An 18,071-nucleotide genomic window follows, 5' to 3' on the forward strand; every position below is an offset into this window, starting at 1 on the left:
GCCAGATAACGGGTAGCCGCGCCGCGATCCCGCTTTCCCCGTGACCTGCATCACGCCGCAAGCGAGGGCGCGCGGCTAGCATGGCGGCATCGGATCACCCGTGTGCCTGACAAGGGATCGCCGCCATGAACGCCATCGCTGCACCGAAATCTCCGCGCAGAACCGGCTCGAAGGCTTTGCGCTCAGCGCCATCCTCCAGGGCCTGCCGACCTTCGCCGCCGCCGTGCTGATGCTGAAAATGTTCGGCGCCCCGGAGATCGTCGGCGAACGCTATGGCGCCGCGATCTACGTCGTGCTGGCGTCGCTGGTCTACGCCGCGATCACGCCGTGGCTTGCCGCCAAATTCCCGAAGCGCTTCGTGCACATCCACGCGCCGATGTTCTTCGACGCGAGTCTCACGTTCTCCGAGAAGATCGCACAATGGCGGAGCCAGCCGGGCGTCTCGCTGCAACTCATGACCACGATGATCATGATGTCGCTGCTGGCGGTCGCCGTCGTCAGCGTCGGCTAAGCTTGCGCGTCGCCGCCGATCGGCCTTATCTGCGCGCATGCAGATCAGAGACGAACGCGATGAAGACGCCGCCGCGGTCAGCCGCATCACGGCGGCCGCATTCGCGACAGCGCCGCACAGCAGCGGCACCGAAGCCCGCATCGTCGAGGCGCTGCGCCAGGCCGGCGCGCTGACCGTCTCGCTGGTGGCGATATCGGACGACGGTCACATCATCGGCCACGTCGCCTTCTCGCCGGTTCAGATCGACGGCGCGACCGGCCGCTGGTACGGCCTCGGCCCGGTCTCGGTCGCGCCCGGCCTGCAACGCCAGGGCATCGGCGGCGCGCTGATCCGCGAGGGGCTTGCCCGGCTTTCGGCCCTGAACGTCGACGGCTGCGTCCTGCTCGGCGATCCCGCCTATTACCGCCGCTTCGGCTTCGTCAACGATCCCGCGCTGACCTATGGCGGCGAGGCGAGCCCGTATTTGCAGCGGTTGGTGCTGAGGAGCGAGCCGCCGAAGGGGGACGTGAGGTACCATCCGGCATTCGACGTCGCGTGATCTGGCGCCGTTGCGGTGGCCTCCGTTTCCATGACAACCCCTGTCGTGATAACAACCTGCATCGGCAGTAGCCTGCGGCTTCAGCGAAAGCCATCGTCCGGGGCGAGGATGTCATTCGCGGATCTACACCTTCTGAAGTTGTTCTGGGGCAAGATCTTCGTAGCGATCTTTATCGGTCTTGTCCTGTGGTTTGCGAAGAACGCAATTTTCGCGCGCGGCATCAAGTACAACTGGTTTGCCGTTGCGGCGTCGTTTCTGGCAATCGGCCTCGCGCTCTATGTGGTGTTCTTCGTCCAGCCATAGCGCTCGCCGGCCATGCGATAGGCTGATCAACCAAGCTGCATCTCCTCAACCCGCGCCGGCGCCTCGCCAAAATCGCTGAACCGCACCCAGGTCGGCCGCACGCGGACATAGCCGATGTTCGGCCATGCCTCGCGCTCCGGGCCGTCGGGCCATGCCGCGAAGTAGACCTGCTTGCAGGCGGCGAGCTCCGCGCCGGTTGGAAAGTCGGCGACGCCCTCGAGCTGCGCGGTCTGCTCGGCGTCCCATCCGACCACCAGCGCGGCGCGGGGATCGGCGCGGAGGTTCTGGTACTTGCGCGAGGTGGTCAGCGTGTCGAAGATGATCTCAAGCCCATCACTGACCGCGATGCCGATGACGGCGGCCTGCGGCGCGCCGTCGTGGACGGTGCTGACAACAGCGAGCCGATGCATCCGCAGGAAGGCGAGAAGCTCGGCGCGCGTCATGGTCTACCTCTTCTTCCACCCGCCGCGCTTGCCCGGCGCTCCTCCGCTGGACCGCGGGCTCGGCCCGAACTCCGGCCCCGACTGCCGTGAGTCGGTCGGCTGGATGATGCGGCTGGTGGTGCCGAACGGTTTGGCCGGCAGCGCGCCGTCCGGGCGGAAGGGCAGCGATTCCGGGCCATGCATCTCGTCGAGGTCGGGCTTGTGCACGCGCGAGCCGGACTTGCCGCCGCGGCTCGCCTTGAGCGAGGTCTGTGCGGTCTTGTTCTTCAGCGCGGCGACCGGCAGGTTGGCGGCGTCGCCGTATTTCCTTGTGCCGGCATAGGCGCCGGCCTGCTTCTGCACGTTGCGCTGCTTGGCGGTGGGATCGTCGACCACGGCCATCTCGGTGGCGCGCAGCCGCTTGACCTCGTCGCGCAGCCGCGCGGCTTCCTCGAAGTTCAAATCGGCGGCGGCCTCGCGCATCCGTGTTTCGAGGTCGCTCAGCACGGCCTCGAAATTGTGCCCGATCGAGATCACGTCGTCGGCCATGCCGCCGTCGCCGATCTCGACCAGCACGTGATCCCGCTCGTAAACCGAGTTGAGGATGTCGCCGATCGACTTCTTCACGCTCTCCGGCGTGATGCCGTGGGCCTCGTTGTATTCGACCTGCTTCTCGCGGCGGCGGTTGGTCTCGGCGATGGCGCGCTCCATGGAGCCGGTCATCTGATCGGCATAGAGGATCACCTTGCCGTCGACGTTGCGCGCGGCACGGCCGATGGTCTGGATCAGCGAGGTCTCGCTGCGCAGAAAACCTTCCTTGTCGGCGTCGAGGATCGCGACCAGCGCGCATTCGGGAATATCGAGGCCCTCGCGCAGCAGGTTGATGCCGACCAGCGCGTCGAACGCGCCGAGGCGGAGATCCCTGATGATCTCGATGCGCTCGATGGTGTCGATGTCGGAGTGCATGTAGCGGACGCGGATGCCCTGCTCATGCAGATATTCGGTGAGGTCCTCCGCCATGCGCTTGGTCAGCACCGTGATCAGCGACCGGTAGCCGGCCTGCGCAGTGGCGCGGACCTCGCCGACGAGGTCGTCGACCTGGGTGCGGGCGGGGCGAATATTGACGGGCGGATCGATCAGGCCGGTCGGTCGGATCACCTGCTCGACGAACACGCCGCCGGACTCGTTCAGCTCCCAGCCGCTCGGCGTCGCCGACACCGCGACCGACTGCGGCCGCATCATGTCCCATTCCTCGAAGCGGAGCGGGCGGTTGTCCATGCAGGAGGGCAGGCGGAAGCCGTATTCGGCGAGCGTCGCCTTGCGGCGGAAGTCGCCGCGGAACATGCCGCCGATCTGCGGCACGGTGACGTGGCTTTCGTCGGCAAAGACAAGCGCGTTGTCGGGCACGTATTCGAACAGCGTCGGCGGCGGCTCGCCGGGGCGGCGGCCGGTGAGGTAGCGCGAATAGTTCTCGATGCCGGCGCAGCTGCCGGTCGCTTCCATCATCTCGAGATCGAAGGTGGTGCGCTGCTCGAGCCGCTGCGCTTCCAGCAGGCGGCCCTGGTCGTTGAGCTGGTCGAGCCGCATCTTCAATTCTGATTTGATCGACTTGATCGCCTGCACCAAGGTCGGGCGCGGCGTCACATAGTGCGAATTGGCGTACATCTTGATGAATTCGAGCTCGTCCTGCTTGTGGCCGGTGAGCGGATCGAACTCCTCGATGGTCTCGATGGTGTCGCCGAACAGGTTCACGCGCCAGGCGCGGTCTTCATAGTGCGCCGGGAAGATGTCGATGACGTCGCCACGGACCCGGAAGGTGCCGCGGGTGAAGTCGGCCTGGGTGCGCTTGTATTGCAGCGCGACCAGGTCGGCGATCAATTGCCGCTGGTCGATCCGCTCGCCCTTCTTCAGCGCGAAGGTCATCGCGGTGTAGGTCTCGACCGAGCCGATACCGTAGATACACGACACCGAAGCGACGATGATGACGTCGTCGCGCTCCAGCAGCGCGCGCGTCGCCGAGTGGCGCATGCGGTCGATCTGCTCGTTGATCGAGGAATCCTTCTCGATGTAGGTGTCGGTCCGCGGGACGTAGGCCTCCGGCTGGTAGTAGTCGTAATAGCTGACGAAATACTCGACGGCGTTGTCGGGGAAGAAGCTCTTGAATTCGCCATAGAGCTGCGCGGCCAGCGTCTTGTTCGGCGCCAGGATCAGCGCCGGGCGCTGCGTCGCCTCGATCACCTTGGCCATGGTGTAGGTCTTGCCCGAGCCGGTGACGCCGAGCAGCACCTGGGTGCGGTCGTTGCGCGCGATGCCCTCGACCAGCTCGGCGATCGCGGTCGGCTGGTCACCCCTGGGCTCGTAGGACGACTTGATCTCGAACCGCACGCCGCCTTCGGATTTTTCGGGGCGCGGTGGCCGGTGCGGAGTCCACACCCGCATCGAGCCGTCATCCCTGCGGAATTCCGGGCGGCCGTCGCGGATCAGGTTCTCCAGCGCGTCGGCGGTCGCCTTGACGCCGAGCGCCTCCATCTTGCTGCGCGGCGGACGGGCCAGTGCTTCGTCATCGTCCTCGGCGGTCGGCAGGCCGAGCTGCCGCGCCAGTTCCGGATCGAGCGTCGGGATGGTGGCCGAGGTGCCGTAATTGGCCTGCGGGGCTTCCTCGAGACCGGACGCGTCGCGCCTAGCGACGTCCTCGCTGGTCTCCCGCGTCGACGCCCGCGCGCGATGCGCGGCGGCCTCGCCGCCGGCGCGGCGGTCCCAGGAATTGTCCGGCGGCGGCTGCAAGCCGGTGCCCGAACCCATGCCGGCATCGCCGCGATTGATCGCGGGATTGAGCAGCTCGGCCAACGCCGGTCCGATCGGTTGGACTTCGGGCCGGTGTGCCTTGGATTTGGGGGATTTGCCGGGCTTTTTCGGAGTGTTCGGTGTCTTCGCCATGGCCGGAATATGGGACGAGTCCGGCGGCGAGAAAAGGGCAATCGGCGGCTGGATCGGTGCGCAGGCGATGCTGCTGACAGCAGGGTGTCAGCAGGCGGCGCTTTCGCGGATTTCAGGCCCGCGGCAGGTCGACGATGTCGAGATGGATGCCGCCGCAGCCGTCGCAGCGCATGGTCCAGTATTCGGCGGCACGGCCGGGAATCACGCGCAGCAGCGAGAGTTGGGCGGCGCATTCCGGGCAGCTGGTCCTGACCTGCGCCGGCCAGACCGGATCCGGCTCGCATTGCGGGACGACTGCGATCACGACGTTGCCGGTCACGCCGACGGAATTGTCATGCCATACCGTTGTGGGAACCGGTCGATAGTCCGCTTCGCGTCGTCGATCGCCGCATCCGGATCGGACCACGCAAAGCCGATGTCGAGCATCGGAAACGGCATGCCGTCGATGACGACCGGCCTTTGATCGACCCGTTGAATCCTGGCGTGCCATTGCCCCTTCCCCATCTCGAACGACTTGATCTCAAAACCGCTGTAAATCATCGCGACCTCGGGATGTCCCTTCTCATAGGAAGCACGGGCGCAAAGGCGCCCTATGTGAACCAGATCACAAGTCGCGCGGTTTATTTCCGTGGAGCAGAGGAGTTCCAGCTTTTTGTTTTGACACGGTTTCTTGAGGTGAACCGCACCAACCCGCTAGGCGCGGGCGGCGATGTGATCGGCGAGCACGGCCGCGTCGTCGCCGACGCCTGACAGGAACGAGGATTTCATCTTCGACAGCCATTGCAGGCCGAGAAAATACAGGCCCGGCACGTCGGAGACGCCGTGGCGGTGTCGTGGTGCTCCATTGCCGTCCAGCACCGGTATGTCGATCCAGTTCAGATCGAGGCCGTAGCCGGTGGCCCAGATCACGCTGCTGATCCGTTCGGTGCGCAGGTCGATGGTATCAAGCGGCGCAGTGAGGCAGGGCGGATCGGGCAGGCGGATCCGCGCCAAGGGATCGTCGGGATGATCGAGGCCGCGGGCCGCGACGAAGTCGTCGACGATCCCGAGGAATGTCGCGTAATAGGCGTCGCCATTGGCGATATTGGTGTCGAGATCGGGCGCGATCTCGAGCACGCCATCGCGCGCCGCCGTCACGCGGCCGAGCAGCGTCACGCCATCGGCGGCGAAGCGGCGGAAATCGATGGTGTGGCCGCCATGGGCGCCCGAAATCACCGGCAACAGGCGCGACGGGCCGCGCTGCTCGACCGGCGTCTCGTCGACGCCCATCGCGGCCAGCCACCAGATCAGGTCGCGGCCGCGATAGCGGCGCGGCAGGCGGTTGTGACGTCCGACCGAGAGCAAGACATGGCGGCCGGCGCGCACCAGCTCGTCGGTGATCTGCGCGCCCGAGGCGCCGGCGCCGATCACCAGCACCGCGCCGTCAGGCAATTGCGCGGGATTCTTGTAGTCGCTGGCATGGACCTGAAACAGGCCGGGCTGCTCGCGCAGCACGTCGGGCTGCAGCGGCCGCTGATACGGGCCGGTGGCGATGACGACGTTGCGGGCGGCGATGGTGCCGCCGGCGATCTCGGCAAGGAAGCCGCCGGCGTCGCGGCGCAGCTTCGTCACTTCGACACCGCAGCGGATCGGCGGTGCGACGAAGTCGGCGTAGGCCTCGATGAAGGTGATGATGGATGCGGTGTCCGAGAAGCCGTCGGGATCGCTGTGCGGAAACGCAAACTCCGGCAGCCGCACCGACCAGTTCGGAAACTGGAACATCAGGCCGTCCCAGCGTTCGCTGCGCCAGCGCTCGGCGATCCGCCGCCGCTCCAGCACCAGATGGGCGATGCCGCGCTGCTTCAGCCTATGGCTCATGGTGAGCCCGGCCTGGCCGCCGCCGATGACGAGTGTGTCGATGGTCTCGTCAGGCATTGCGCGCTCTCTTGCGGCGCGCGGCGGGCTCCGCAGCGGCGCGGATGATCCAGCGCCGGAACGCGGCGAAATCGCGCTGCTCGGCGTGGAAGCCGCGATAGACCAGGTACCAGCGCATGCCCTTCGGCACGCTGAGCGCAAATGGCGCGACCAGCCGGCCGGCGGCGAGATCGTCGTCGATATAGGGCCGGATCCCCATCGCGATCCCGAGCCCGTCGCTCGCCGCCTGCAGCGCCTGGCCGTAGAACTGGAATTCCGGCCCGCGCGCCGTCAGGCGCGGCACGCCGGCCGCCTTCAGCCAGGACGGCCAGTCGTCGGGCGAATGCGCGACGCGGATCAGGCTCGGTCCCTTGAGGTCGGCCGGGCGCTTCAGGGCGTTGGCGAGCCGCGCGGTGCACACCGGCATCAGGTCGGCGGCGAACAGCGGCTCGGCGACGAGGCCCGGCCACTGGCCGTCGCCGAGCTGGATGCCGCAGCTCCAGTCGTCGGCGAACGGCACCGCCATGCCGCCGGTGGTGATCCGCACCTCGATGTCGGGCTCAGCTTTGCGGAACTCGGCGAGGTGCGGGATCATCCATTTCAGCGCAAACGTCGGGCCGACGCCGACGGTCAGCACGCGCGCGCTCGCGGACGCCGTGACCTGCGCGGTGAGGCTCGCCAGCGCGTCGAAGATCGGCGTCAGGCCGCCTTGATAGGCACGTCCGGCCTGCGTGGTGACGAGGCGGTTGGCCTTGCGCTCGAACAGCGCGACGCCGAGCCGCTCTTCCAGGAGATGCACCATCCGGCTGATCGCGGCGGCCGAGACGTTGAGCTCGTGGCCGGCGGCTGCGAAGCTGCCGGTTCGCGCCGCCGCCTCGAATGCCTTGATGCCGTTGAGAAAGAGCAGCCGCCGCATGAACCCTCAGGAAAACTGATGCAAGGGCAAGATAACTCAGTTTGCCGGAATAGGCCAAGCGGCGCAGAAATACCGGAGACGATTTTGAATCCCTGCTGACCCCGGCGAGGACCAAATGACTGAGACCACGGACGCCCTGGTGCTCGACCTCGTGGAATGGGTTGCGCGCGAGCCGCGGCCCTATACCGAGGTGCTCGAGGTGTGGCGCACCTCGTGCCCGCGGCTGACGATCTGGGAAGACGCGGTCGACCGCGGCTATGTCGCGCGCCGTCCCTCGGTCGAGGGCATGCGGGTGATGGTGACGGAAACCGGCGAGACATTTTTGCGCGCGCATGGGCGGCTGCATTGATGCCGTCTTTCTTTGCCTCTCCCGCTTGCGGGGGAGGCCGACGCGCGTAGCGCGGCGGGTGGGGTGCTTCCACATCAAGATTCCGACTCGCGGAGAGAGCCCCCACCCCGACCCTCCCCCGCAAGCGGGAGAGGGCGCGCAGTCCCGTTGCGGCACTAGCGCGCCGGCTCGGCGAGCCGCGGTCGGATGATCTCGACCATGCGGTCGGCCGAGGTGCCCGGCGGGAAGAAGCCGAGGTAATTGCCGTCGCGGTCCATCAGATAGATGTAGGCGGTGTGATCGACGGTGTAGTCGCCGGCATCCTTCAGCGGCACGCGGGCATAGTAGACCTTGTAGGCATCCGCTACCTTGCGGATCGCATCATCGCTGCCGGTCAGCCCGATCAGCCGCGGGTGAAACAGCGGCACGTACTCCGCGAGATGCGCGGCGGTGTCGCGCTCGGGATCGACCGTGATGAAGATCGGCTGCACCTGATCGCCGTCAGCGCCGAGCTTGTCGAGCGCGAGCGCGATCGCCTGCAGATCGGTGGGGCAGACGTCGGGGCAATAAGTGAAGCCGAAATAGACCAGCATCAGCTCGCCGCGGAACTCCCTGTCGGTGCGGTCACGGCCGGCCTGATCGGTCAGCGCGAACGGCCCGCCGACCGGTTCCCTGTTCCACATCAGGATGTCCATGATCTCGGCGGCCGAACGCGTCGATTGCTGTGGCGCATCGTCGGCCAGCGCGGACGCCAGCGTCAGCCACAGGCCGGCGCCGGCGCATGCGAATCCGCGCAGGATCAGTCGGGTCATATGCCGAAGGAGAGGCGGCTGCCGGTTGTCGTGACCAGCACCTTGTCGCCCATCTGCGCGGTCGCCTCCTGCACGAAGTTGAGCCCGGAGCAATGCATCGGGATCAGCACGTCGGGGTCGAGCTTCTTGATCTCGGCGACGACCTCGGTGAGGTAGTCCTTCGGCGCCGGTCCGAGATGGAAGCCGCCGACGATCGCGTGCATCTTCTGGATGCCGGAGACTTCCTGCGCCTGCTTGACCGAATTGACGATGCCGACATGGCCACAGGACGAGATCACGACCAGGCCGAAATCCTTCAAATTGAAGCAGGTGGCGTGCTCGTGGATGTGCTCGTCGGGCACGATCTTGCCCTCCATCTCGGCCGGCAGATAGTGACTGGCGTTGCAACCGAGCCCGTCCTTCATGCCGAACTCGACCCAGGTCTGCGGCAGCACGCGCTCGATGCTGCGGCGGGTGATCTTGCCGGTCGTGAACGCGTGGCCGGCGATCACGGTCGGGGTCTCGCACAGCACCGTGGTGACGCGCTGGGCGGCGAGCTGGCGGCGATCCAGCGTGCCGAAATCGGCGAACTGGCCTTTGGTGGGCGTCGCGCTGACGCGGTGGCAGAAATTGTCCTCGCCGCCGGCATAGAGCTTCACGTCGGCCGGCAGTCTGTCGCGGAATTTGTCGAGGAAGCCGTTGAGGCCGCCGAAATGGTCGTAGTGCCCATGGCTCACGATCAGCGCGTCGAGCTTGGCGGGATCGACGCCGACCAGCTCCATGTTGTTGAGCAGCACCTCGGGCGTGTAGCCGTAGTCGAGCATCAGGCTGCGCCGGCTGCCCGCGGCCTCCGATTCCAGCCACAGCGACAGGCCCCATTCATTGTGCAGCGATTTGCGGAAATCGGCGCCGCGCACTGCCGGCGCGATCGAGACGCCGTTAGCCTGTTTCGGCTTGAAGAAGGCGTCGAAGCTGGAATCGACCAGCACGCGGATCGACAGCTTGTCGACGGTTGGCACCTCGATCGGCGCGGCGCTCGCGATCTCGACGCAGGAGAATGCGCCCGCGGCGGCGGCGCCGGCGATCGCCGCCGAGCCTTTCAGGAAATCACGTCGTGCCAAATCCCGTGTCATTATTATCCCCCAAGTTCTGAAAATTCTTCAATGCGAACCATGCGGAGCCTAGGTGCTATCGGGGCGCAGCTCAATCGGGCGCTTGCGTCGTTTGCAGATCACATTCGCGCGCGGCGCAATGCGCCGCCATTGACTTGGGTGCGGTTATGCGCCCAACTCCATGCATTCGCATCTTTCTCGCCGATGCGTCAGCAATCCCTGGAAATGCAGGATCACGCCCATGATCGATCTCCACTATTGGTCCACGCCGAACGGCCACAAGATCACGATGTTCCTCGAAGAGACCGGACTGGAATACAAGGTTTTCCCGGTGAATATCGGCAAGGGCGATCAGTTCAAGCCGGATTTCCTGCAGGTCGCGCCGAACAACCGCATCCCGGCGATCGTCGATCATGCGCCGAAGGGCGGTGGCAAGCCGATCTCTCTGTTCGAATCCGGCGCCATCCTGCTCTATCTCGCCGAGAAGACCGGAAGATTCCTGCCCCAGGATCTCTATGGCCGCTATGACGCCATCCAGTGGACGTTCTGGCAGATGGGCGGGCTCGGGCCGATGGCCGGGCAGAACCATCACTTCCGCAACTATGCGGTCGAGAAATTGCCTTACGCGATCGACCGCTACGTCAACGAGACCAACCGGCTCTACGGCGTGCTCAACAAGCGGCTCGCCGACCGCGAATTCATCGCCGGCGACTATTCGATCGCCGACATGGCGAGCTATCCCTGGGTCGTGCCCTACAAGAACCAGGGCCAGGAGATCGACGATTTCCCGCATCTGAAGCGCTGGCTGGAGACGATCGGAAAACGCCCGGCGACCGAGCGCGCCTATGCCAAGGCGAAGGAGGTCAACCCGAATTTCGGCCAGCCCGCGATCCGCACCGAGGAAGAGCGCAAGCTGCTGTTCGGACAGACCGCGGCGGTGGTGCGGTAGGGCGAGCTCCTCCGTCATTGCGAGGAGCGAAGCGACGAAGCAATCCATCTTTCCGCGCATGCGGGTCGATGGATTGCTTCGCGGAGCCTGTCATCCGGCGGCGCTTCGCGCCGACCGGGTGGCTCGCAATGACGAATGTAGCGCTAGCGGGTTTTCACGCCCCGAGATACTTCGCCGGCCGCCGCTCCTTCCACGCCGCGAGCCCCTCGGCGAGATCGTGGCTCGGCACCAGCGCGGCGAATTGCTCGCTCTCGACCAGCAGACCCTCGGCAATTGGCATGTTGAGGCCGCGGGTCGCTGCGGTGATGGTGCCGGCGACGGCGTCGGGCGAATGCCTGGTGATGCGGCCGGCGAGTTCGCGCGCGGCGGTCAGCAACTGATCGTGCGGCACGATCCGGTTGACGAGGCCGATCTCGCGCGCATGCTCGGGCGGGAACGGATCGCCTGATAGCAGCAGCTCGAGGGCGCGCTTGCGGCCAGCCAGCCGGGGCAGCCGCTGCGTGCCGCCAAAGGTCGGAGGCATGCCGAGCTTGATCTCGGGCTTTGCAAACAGCGCACGGTCGCTGGCGATGGCGAGATGCACCGCCTCGGTGATCTCGCAGCCGCCGCCGAAGGCGAGCCCGTTGACTGCGGCAATGACCGGCTTCTTGAACGCCTCCAGCCGCGCGGTCATGGCCTGACCGCGGCGGACGAAGTCGCGCACGGCGACCGCGGCGCCCTGTTTGACGCTCTCGGAAAACTCCTTGATGTCGGCGCCCGCCGAAAACGCCCGCTCGCCGGCGCCGGTCAGGATCACGGCGCGCACTTCGGCGTCGCCCTCGATGCGGTCGAGCGCCGCCATCAGCTGATCGATCAGCTGGTAATTGAGCGCGTTGAGCTGCGCGGGACGGTTCAGGGTGATCAGGGCGATCCCGTCGTCGATGGCGAGCAGGATGGGGTCGGGCATGGCGCAGTCTCCGGCATGGGGGTTCGTGGGCCGAACCTAGAGGCTGGCGGAATTTGTGTATATTCACTGGTGAGTATACATACGACGGATGCCCAGACCCTCCGAACCCACCCGCGAGCGCATCGTCCAGGCGGCGAATTCGCTGTTCTACAGTGAAGGCATCCGCCGCGTCAGCGTCGACGAGGTCGCCGCCAAGGCCGGCCTCACCAAGCGCACGCTGTATTATCACTTCAAGAGCAAGGACGACCTCGTCGCCGCCTATCTTGCCGCGCGCGACCAGCCCAATCTCGCTCTGTTCCGCAAATGGTTCGCGGAGGCCGAGGGCGGGCTGCCGGTGAAAGTCGAGGCGATCTTCAAGAACCTCGCGCGCTCGGCGCGGCATCCGAAATGGAAGGGCTGCGGTTTCCTGCGCACCTCCGCCGAGCTTGCCAACATGCCCGGCCACCCCGCGATCCGGATCGGCGGCGCGCACAAGAAGAAGTTCGAGGACTGGCTGCGCGCGACCTTCGCAGAGCAGGGCATCGCCGATCCGCTGAAATTGGCGCGGCAGATCCTGCTGCTGCTGGACGGCTCGTTCGCGGTCGTGCTGCTGCATCGCGACGCGAGCTACATGGAGACCGCCGGCGAGGCCGCGCGCACGCTGATCGAGACGGCGTTGCCGAAGCGGAGGCGTAAGCGGGGCTAGGGCCGCGTCCGCTTCATGTCGCCATGCGGCCACGAGCACCTTCCGCAAGGTGGGGAGGCAATGATATTACTGAAGGTTGCGGAGTTGAACGGTTACGTTGGTAAGGCTGAAGATTGATGAACGCAATCAAGTTCGAACTGCGCGACATTAGCGCTGAAATGGTTGAGGCGTGGCAGAAGTATTTCGTTGGCATTCCCAATGTTCGAATATCTCAAGGTGAGATATTCGACAGTTCGGCAGATGCCATCGTCAGCCCGGCGAACAGCTTCGGTTACATGGACGGTGGCATCGATCTGGTCTATCTGCATCGGTTCGGCTGGGAATTGCAGACGAGACTTCAGACACACATCAAGGCCGACTACGATGGCGAGTTGCCTGTGGGGCAAGCCACCATCATCGAGACTTTCGACGAAACAATCCCGTATCTAGTCAGCGCACCGACGATGCGCGTTCCGACGAACGTGGCAAATACGATCAATGCTTACTTGGCGTTCCGGGCAGCAATGCGCGCGATCAAGCAGCACAATAGCGAGCAACCTGGGTCCATCCGTACTGTCCTTTGTCCCGGACTATGTACAGCCATCGGACGAATGCCGGCCGAGCTCGCAGCTAGGCAAATGGCCGCCGCCTTTGAAGTTTGTATCCTCAATCAGACCGTGAGCCCGGCCGGGCACTGGTACCTTCTCGGCAATTGATCCAGCAACGAAGGTTGATGCCGGCTATGGGTCAAGAGCGATCAATGACGGCTAGAGCGCGCCGCGCTCTTGCAGCAGCGTCAGCACGGCGTTGAGGTCAGGCAGAACGGCCGCGCATTTCGCGCGGGTCTCATCGGTCGGCGGCGCCATGTCCGGCACCATCAGCGTGATGGCGCCGGCGGCGTGGGCGGCCGTGACGCCGTGGTTGGAGTCTTCCACGGCGATGCAGGCCGCCGGCGTCACGTCGAGCCGCGCGGCCGCCTTCAGATAGAGCTCCGGGTCCGGCTTGCCGTGGGTCACGTCGTCGAGCGTCAGCAGCGTCTCGAAGCGATCGCGGATGCCGGCGAGCGTGAGATGACGCTCGGCCGTGCGGCGGGATGACGAGGTCACGATCGCGGTCCGGCAGTCGCCGGCGGCGAGGCCGTCGAGCAGCGCGAGTGTGCCGGGCTTGAGCGGCAGGCCGGCGTCAAACATGCGATCGCGGGTGACGATGAAGGCGCGATTGACCTCCTCGAGCGGAAACGCCGCGCCGTAGTGATCGCGCAGCATCGCTTCGCAGACCGGGCCGGGGAGGCCGACCATGGAATGGCACAGCGCGACGACGCCGTCGGTGTAGCCACATGCATTCAGCGCCGTGACCAGGCTGTCGAAGTAGACTTTCTCGGTGTCGAGCAGCGTGCCGTCCATGTCGAGCAGGACGGCGTCAACGGTCCAGGGTGCGTTCACGTGGCGCTCGCCGCGGCTTGCTGTTCCGCCAGTCTCCGCAGGCAGGTGGGGCAGAGGCAGTCGCCGCCATCGGCCGGCATCGGCAGACGGAAGCTTTCGTCGGAACACCAGCACGATCCCGTGAGCGAGCAGGAAAATTCGCTGCCGCAGGCCGTGCAGGCAAGCCGGCGCGGTGAGGCTTGTTCGGAACGATCGTGTGAAGAGAGGTCCATTCTAACCGCGATTTAATGCGCGAATTAATCTCGGGTTCATCCCGGGCCGCGCTATGATGCCGGGCAACAGATATAGCCGGGATAGACGGTCAAGGGAATCGTTTAAGGGAATTCTGATGGCCCGTGATTCGCAAGCCGCGCTGATTGCCCTCAACCGGTTTGGATTCGGCGCCCGCGGCGGGGCGGCCGGCGACTTCACCAACGCGGCCTCCGATCCGCGCGGTTTCGTGCTGGCGGAGCTGGCGCGCCCGAACGGCGCGCTGCTCGAAGTGCCGGGCCTGCTTTCGACCCCGGAGCTCGGCAAGCAGGTGTTCGACTATCAGTTCGAGATCCAGCAGGCGCGCAACGCCGCGAAAGTCGCGCAGCAAGGCGCGAGCGAGACGCCGGCGCAGGGATCCGACGCGAAGCAGCCGCAGCGGCGCAATCTGTCGCTGTCGACTGCCGCCAAGGAAATCGCCGGGAAGGATCCGGCGATGCAGCCGCAGCCCGCCGACAACGCAAATGCAGCGATGACGCCGTCCGCGACGATGCAGCCTCCGACGATGCAGACGGTGGCTGGTCCGCCCAAGCCGCCGGCGCAGCCGCTCAACATCATTCAGAAGACGTTCCGCGCCGAGGCACTGGCGCGGCTGCAGCGCGGCGTGGTCGCCGATTGCGGTTTCGTCGAGCGGCTCGTCGTGTTCTGGTCCAACCACTTCTGCATCTCGGCCAACAAGGGCGCGCTGGCGCGGATGTGGGCCGGCTCGTTCGAACGCGAGGCTATCCGCCCGCACGTGCTCGGCCGTTTCTCAGACATGCTGAAGACCGTCGAGCAGCATCCGGCGATGCTGTTCTTCCTCGACAACCAGCAATCGCTGGGTCCGGAGTCGCGCGCCGGCATCAACCGCAACCGCGGCCTCAACGAAAACCTCGCGCGCGAGATCATGGAGCTGCATACGCTCGGCGTCGGCGGCGGCTACACCCAGGACGACGTCACGGCGCTGGCGCGCGTCATCACCGGCTGGACCTTTGCCGGCCGCAAGGGCCAGCTTGGTACGCCCGGCAGCTTCGTGTTCAACGCCAATGCGCATCAGCCCGGACCGCAACAGGTGCTGGGCAAGACCTATGCGCAGGCCGGCCTCGCGCAGGGCGAGGCGGTGCTATCGGATATCGCGCGGCATCCCTCGACCGCAAAGTTCATTGCGACCAAATTCGCCCGCCATTTCGTTGCCGACGATCCGCCGCCCGCGCTGGTGGCGAAGCTGCAGGACACCTTCACCAAAACCGACGGTGATCTCAGGGCGCTGGCCACCGCGCTCGTTCAGTCGAACGAGGCGTGGCAGGCGCCGCTGACGAAGATGCGCTCACCTTATGAATTCCTGCTCGCCTCCGGCCGTCTGCTGGCGCGTAATCCCGAAGATCCCGGCCGCTATCTCAACGGTCTCAATGTGCTCGGCCAGCCGCTGTGGTCGCCGGCCGGGCCGAACGGTTTCCCGGATACCGCTGCGGCCTGGGCGGCGCCTGAGGGCATCAAGCTGAGGCTCGACATCTCGGCGCAGCTTGGCTCCCAGCTCGCCGACCGGTTCGACCCGCGCGACCTGCTCGAGTTGATTGCGGCGGATGCCGCTTCGGTCGAGACGCGGCGCACCATCGAGCGCGCGGAGTCGCGGCAGCAGGCGCTGGCGCTGCTGCTGATGTCGCCGGAATTCCAGAGGAGATGATCATGGATTGCTCCGAGAGCCTGATGCTGCAGGCGACGTCGCGGCGCGCGCTGCTGCTAGGCGGCGCCTCGTTTGCGGCCTGGGCCTATCTGCCGAAATTCGCGCGCGCCGCCGATGGCCGCGATCCGCGCTTCGTCACCATCATCCTGCGCGGTGCGCTCGATGGCCTTGCCACCGTGGCCCCGATCGGCGACCCCGAATATGCCGGCCTGCACGGCACGATCGCGCTGAGGGCCGATGGACCGAACGCGGCGGTGATGCTCGATCCGTTCTTCGGCCTGCATCCGGCGATGCCGGAATTCGCGCGGATGTATCGCGCCAAGCAGGCGGCGGTGGTTCATGCCGTTGCGACCTCCTATCGCGATCGCTCGCATTTCGATGGCCAGGACGTGCTGGAGAGCGGCTTCCCCGGTCCCGGCCGGGTGCAGTCCGGCTGGCTCAACCGCGCACTCGAAGCCTTGCCGAAGGGGGAGCGGGTGTCGAGCGCGCTCGCGGTCGGCCCGACCACGCCGCTGGTGTTGCGCGGCGCAGCGCCGACCGTCGGCTGGGCGCCGACGGCGCTGCCGCAGGCCGCCGACGACACCGCGATGCGGCTGCTCGATCTCTACCAGCATCGCGATCCGACGCTGGCGAGTGCGCTGACGCAAGGTTTGCAGCTCGAGAAGCAGGCGCAGGGCAACGAGATGGAACCGCAGCCCGGCGGTGGTGGCCTCGCGGCGATGCGGCTGGTGGCGCGCGGCGCCGCCAAGCTGATGGCGGCCGATGACGGCCCGCGGATCGGCGCGCTCGCCTTCGACGGCTGGGATACGCACGCCAATGAAGGCGGGTCGGTCGGCCGGCTCGCGCAGCTGCTCGGCGGGCTCGACGGCGCGCTGGCGGAATTTCAGAACGGCTTAGGTGCGCGCTGGCGCGACACCGTGATCGTGGTCGCCACCGAATTCGGCCGCACCGCGCGCATCAACGGCACCGAGGGCACCGACCACGGCACCGGCACCATCGCGCTGCTCGCCGGCGGCGCGGTGAATGGCGGCCGCATGATCACCGACTGGCCGGGCCTGAAGCCCGCCAATCTCTACCAGGCCCGCGACCTCGCTCCGACCACCGACCTCCGCGCCGTGATCAAGGGCGTGCTGCACGACCAGTTCGGCCTCGGCGAGCGCGTGCTGGCCGATGCGGTGTTTCCGGACAGCGCCCCGGTGAAGCCGATGAAGGGGCTGGTGGCGTAACCTTTCCACCCGTCATTCCGGGGCGCGACGAAGTCGCGAGCCCGGAATCTATTGGGCCTCAGCATGATTGGAGAAATGGATTCCGGGCCTGCGCCTTCGGCGCATCCCGGAATGACGAGGACTACTTCGTAATCCGGTCGATCTCCGCCATCTCCTCCGCCTTCAGCTTCCAGCCGATCGCTTTGACATTCTGCTCGATCTGCTCGGGGCGCGTCGCGCCGGCGATGACGCTTGCGACTTGCGGGCGGGCGGCGAGCCAGGAGAAGGCGAGCTCCAGCATGGTGTGGCCACGCTCCTGCGCGAAGGCCTGCAGCTTTTCGACGATGTCCTCGTTGCGCGGCGTGACGTAGCGATCCTTCAAGGCCGGCGCCTTGGCGAAGCGGGTGTCGGCGGGCGCCGCAGTGCCGCGCTGGTACTTGCCGGTCAACAGTCCGCTGGCGAGCGGGAAGAACGGTAGCAGGCCGAGATTGTAGGCTTGAGCCGCCGGCAACAGGTCCTTCTCGATGCCGCGCACCACGAGGCTGTATTCGTCCTGGCAGGACACGAACCGGTTCACGTTCAGCTCGCGCGCAACGTATTCCGCCTCCGCGATCCGCCATGCCGGGAAGTTCGAGTTGCCGATGTAGCGCACCTTGCCCTGGCGCACGAGATCGTCGAGCGCGCGCAGCGTCTCGTCGATCGGGGTCAAGGGATCGTAATCGTGCTGCTGGTAGAGATCGATGTAGTCGGTCTTCAGGCGGGTCAGGCTCGCTTCGACCGCCGACATGATGTAGCGCCGCGAGGCGCCCTGTTTGGTGCCGTCGGTCGCCATCGGCTTGGAGAATTTGGTGGCGAGCACGATGTCCTTGCGGCGATCGCCCAGCACGGTGCCGAGCACCGTCTCCGAGCCACCCATCCCCGCATAGATGTCGGCGGTGTCGAACAGGGTGATGCCGAGATCGATCGCCTTGTGGATCACCTTGCGCGAGGTTTCCAGATCGGTGCGCTGGCCGAAATTGTTGCAGCCGATGCCGACCGCGGACACGCGCAGGCCGGAGCTGCCGAGATTACGAATTTCCATGAGACAATCCTGTGGGATAGGCGAGGGATGCAGCGCATTGTGACAAGCATGCCGAAGGGCGGCAAGGTGCGGCCCTACCGCCGATCGCGCATGGCACCTATCACGCATGGCAATGTCGAAA

General features: G+C 66.1%; 20 protein-coding genes. 9 read left to right on the forward strand and 11 right to left on the reverse strand.

Going from position 1 to position 18,071, the window contains the following annotated elements; all coding sequences use genetic code 11:
• The first annotated feature begins 100 nt into the window (after window positions 1-100).
• The 3 genes from ACVIGA_RS29290 to ACVIGA_RS29300 all read left to right on the forward strand — a co-directional run bounded on the left by ACVIGA_RS29290 (window position 101) and on the right by ACVIGA_RS29300 (window position 1,352).
• On the forward strand, window positions 101-511 hold the full coding sequence (locus ACVIGA_RS29290) for a hypothetical protein (RefSeq protein ID WP_456668741.1): 411 nt from the start codon (window positions 101-103) through the stop codon (window positions 509-511).
• A 37-nt stretch (window positions 512-548) separates the two neighbouring features.
• Complete coding sequence (locus ACVIGA_RS29295) at window positions 549-1,049, forward strand: GNAT family N-acetyltransferase (protein ID WP_456668742.1); 501 nt, start codon at window positions 549-551, stop codon at window positions 1,047-1,049.
• Window positions 1,050-1,157: 108 nt separating this feature from the next.
• Entirely contained in the window at window positions 1,158-1,352 is a 195-nt protein-coding gene (locus tag ACVIGA_RS29300; RefSeq protein ID WP_456668743.1) for a hypothetical protein, read from the forward strand.
• A 26-nt stretch (window positions 1,353-1,378) separates the two neighbouring features.
• Here ACVIGA_RS29300 and ACVIGA_RS29305 read toward each other — a convergent pair whose 3' ends face one another.
• The 6 genes from ACVIGA_RS29305 to ACVIGA_RS29330 all read right to left on the reverse strand — a co-directional run bounded on the left by ACVIGA_RS29305 (window position 1,379) and on the right by ACVIGA_RS29330 (window position 7,520).
• Window positions 1,379-1,795 carry a pyridoxamine 5'-phosphate oxidase family protein gene (locus tag ACVIGA_RS29305; protein ID WP_456668744.1) on the reverse strand — a complete coding sequence of 139 codons (417 nt, stop codon included), beginning with the start codon at window positions 1,793-1,795 and terminating at the stop codon, window positions 1,379-1,381.
• Between the two features lie 3 nt (window positions 1,796-1,798).
• A complete protein-coding gene (gene uvrB, locus ACVIGA_RS29310) occupies window positions 1,799-4,711 on the reverse strand; it encodes an excinuclease ABC subunit UvrB (protein ID WP_456668745.1) in 2,913 nt (970 codons plus the stop codon).
• A 112-nt stretch (window positions 4,712-4,823) separates the two neighbouring features.
• Window positions 4,824-5,030, reverse strand: a complete 207-nt coding sequence (locus tag ACVIGA_RS29315) for a hypothetical protein (protein WP_456668746.1) — start codon at window positions 5,028-5,030, stop codon at window positions 4,824-4,826.
• Window positions 5,027-5,251 carry a hypothetical protein gene (locus tag ACVIGA_RS29320; RefSeq protein WP_456668747.1) on the reverse strand — a complete coding sequence of 75 codons (225 nt, stop codon included), beginning with the start codon at window positions 5,249-5,251 and terminating at the stop codon, window positions 5,027-5,029. Before ACVIGA_RS29320 ends, ACVIGA_RS29315 begins: the two co-directional genes overlap by 4 nt.
• A 153-nt stretch (window positions 5,252-5,404) precedes the next feature.
• Complete coding sequence (locus ACVIGA_RS29325; protein ID WP_456668748.1) at window positions 5,405-6,625, reverse strand: NAD(P)-binding domain-containing protein; 1,221 nt, start codon at window positions 6,623-6,625, stop codon at window positions 5,405-5,407.
• Window positions 6,618-7,520: a LysR substrate-binding domain-containing protein gene (locus ACVIGA_RS29330; RefSeq protein ID WP_456668749.1), complete on the reverse strand. Its 903-nt coding sequence runs from the start codon at window positions 7,518-7,520 to the stop codon at window positions 6,618-6,620. Before ACVIGA_RS29330 ends, ACVIGA_RS29325 begins: the two co-directional genes overlap by 8 nt.
• Before the next feature lie 115 nt (window positions 7,521-7,635).
• Between ACVIGA_RS29330 and ACVIGA_RS29335 the strand changes: the two genes are divergently transcribed.
• Window positions 7,636-7,869 carry a hypothetical protein gene (locus ACVIGA_RS29335; RefSeq protein WP_456668750.1) on the forward strand — a complete coding sequence of 78 codons (234 nt, stop codon included), beginning with the start codon at window positions 7,636-7,638 and terminating at the stop codon, window positions 7,867-7,869.
• Between the two features lie 155 nt (window positions 7,870-8,024).
• Here the strand turns inward: ACVIGA_RS29335 and ACVIGA_RS29340 are convergent, their stop codons facing one another.
• Together ACVIGA_RS29340 and ACVIGA_RS29345 are read right to left on the reverse strand one after the other, a co-directional pair.
• On the reverse strand, window positions 8,025-8,660 hold the full coding sequence (locus ACVIGA_RS29340; RefSeq protein ID WP_456668751.1) for an SCO family protein: 636 nt from the start codon (window positions 8,658-8,660) through the stop codon (window positions 8,025-8,027).
• A complete protein-coding gene (locus ACVIGA_RS29345) occupies window positions 8,657-9,772 on the reverse strand; it encodes an MBL fold metallo-hydrolase (protein ID WP_456668752.1) in 1,116 nt (371 codons plus the stop codon). Before ACVIGA_RS29345 ends, ACVIGA_RS29340 begins: the two co-directional genes overlap by 4 nt.
• 220 nt (window positions 9,773-9,992) lie before the next feature.
• Between ACVIGA_RS29345 and ACVIGA_RS29350 the strand changes: the two genes are divergently transcribed.
• Window positions 9,993-10,700 carry a glutathione S-transferase N-terminal domain-containing protein gene (locus ACVIGA_RS29350; protein WP_456668753.1) on the forward strand — a complete coding sequence of 236 codons (708 nt, stop codon included), beginning with the start codon at window positions 9,993-9,995 and terminating at the stop codon, window positions 10,698-10,700.
• A 154-nt stretch (window positions 10,701-10,854) separates the two neighbouring features.
• Here the strand turns inward: ACVIGA_RS29350 and ACVIGA_RS29355 are convergent, their stop codons facing one another.
• Window positions 10,855-11,646 carry a crotonase/enoyl-CoA hydratase family protein gene (locus tag ACVIGA_RS29355; protein WP_456668754.1) on the reverse strand — a complete coding sequence of 264 codons (792 nt, stop codon included), beginning with the start codon at window positions 11,644-11,646 and terminating at the stop codon, window positions 10,855-10,857.
• Between the two features lie 88 nt (window positions 11,647-11,734).
• Between ACVIGA_RS29355 and ACVIGA_RS29360 the strand changes: the two genes are divergently transcribed.
• Both ACVIGA_RS29360 and ACVIGA_RS29365 read left to right on the forward strand, forming a co-directional pair.
• Window positions 11,735-12,331, forward strand: coding sequence for a TetR/AcrR family transcriptional regulator (locus tag ACVIGA_RS29360; protein ID WP_456668755.1), 597 nt, complete (start codon window positions 11,735-11,737; stop codon window positions 12,329-12,331).
• 116 nt (window positions 12,332-12,447) lie between these two features.
• Entirely contained in the window at window positions 12,448-13,026 is a 579-nt protein-coding gene (locus ACVIGA_RS29365; RefSeq protein WP_456668756.1) for a macro domain-containing protein, read from the forward strand.
• Window positions 13,027-13,077: 51 nt separating this feature from the next.
• Here the strand turns inward: ACVIGA_RS29365 and ACVIGA_RS29370 are convergent, their stop codons facing one another.
• The gene (locus ACVIGA_RS29370) at window positions 13,078-13,752 is read right to left on the reverse strand and encodes an HAD family hydrolase (protein WP_456668757.1); all 675 of its coding nucleotides are present in this window, start codon (window positions 13,750-13,752) and stop codon (window positions 13,078-13,080) included.
• Window positions 13,753-14,080: 328 nt separating this feature from the next.
• Here ACVIGA_RS29370 and ACVIGA_RS29375 point away from each other — a divergent pair, with 328 nt between their 5' ends.
• Together ACVIGA_RS29375 and ACVIGA_RS29380 are read left to right on the forward strand one after the other, a co-directional pair.
• Entirely contained in the window at window positions 14,081-15,664 is a 1,584-nt protein-coding gene (locus ACVIGA_RS29375) for a DUF1800 family protein (protein ID WP_456668758.1), read from the forward strand.
• Window positions 15,661-16,890 carry a DUF1501 domain-containing protein gene (locus tag ACVIGA_RS29380; protein WP_456668759.1) on the forward strand — a complete coding sequence of 410 codons (1,230 nt, stop codon included), beginning with the start codon at window positions 15,661-15,663 and terminating at the stop codon, window positions 16,888-16,890. Before ACVIGA_RS29375 ends, ACVIGA_RS29380 begins: the two co-directional genes overlap by 4 nt.
• Window positions 16,891-17,011: 121 nt before the next feature.
• On the opposite strand, the gene ACVIGA_RS29385 is transcribed toward ACVIGA_RS29380, so the two are convergent.
• The gene (locus tag ACVIGA_RS29385) at window positions 17,012-17,950 is read right to left on the reverse strand and encodes an aldo/keto reductase (protein WP_456668760.1); all 939 of its coding nucleotides are present in this window, start codon (window positions 17,948-17,950) and stop codon (window positions 17,012-17,014) included.
• Between the last annotated feature and the right edge of the window lie 121 nt (window positions 17,951-18,071).

This window comes from Bradyrhizobium sp. USDA 3240 (genome assembly GCF_054063295.1).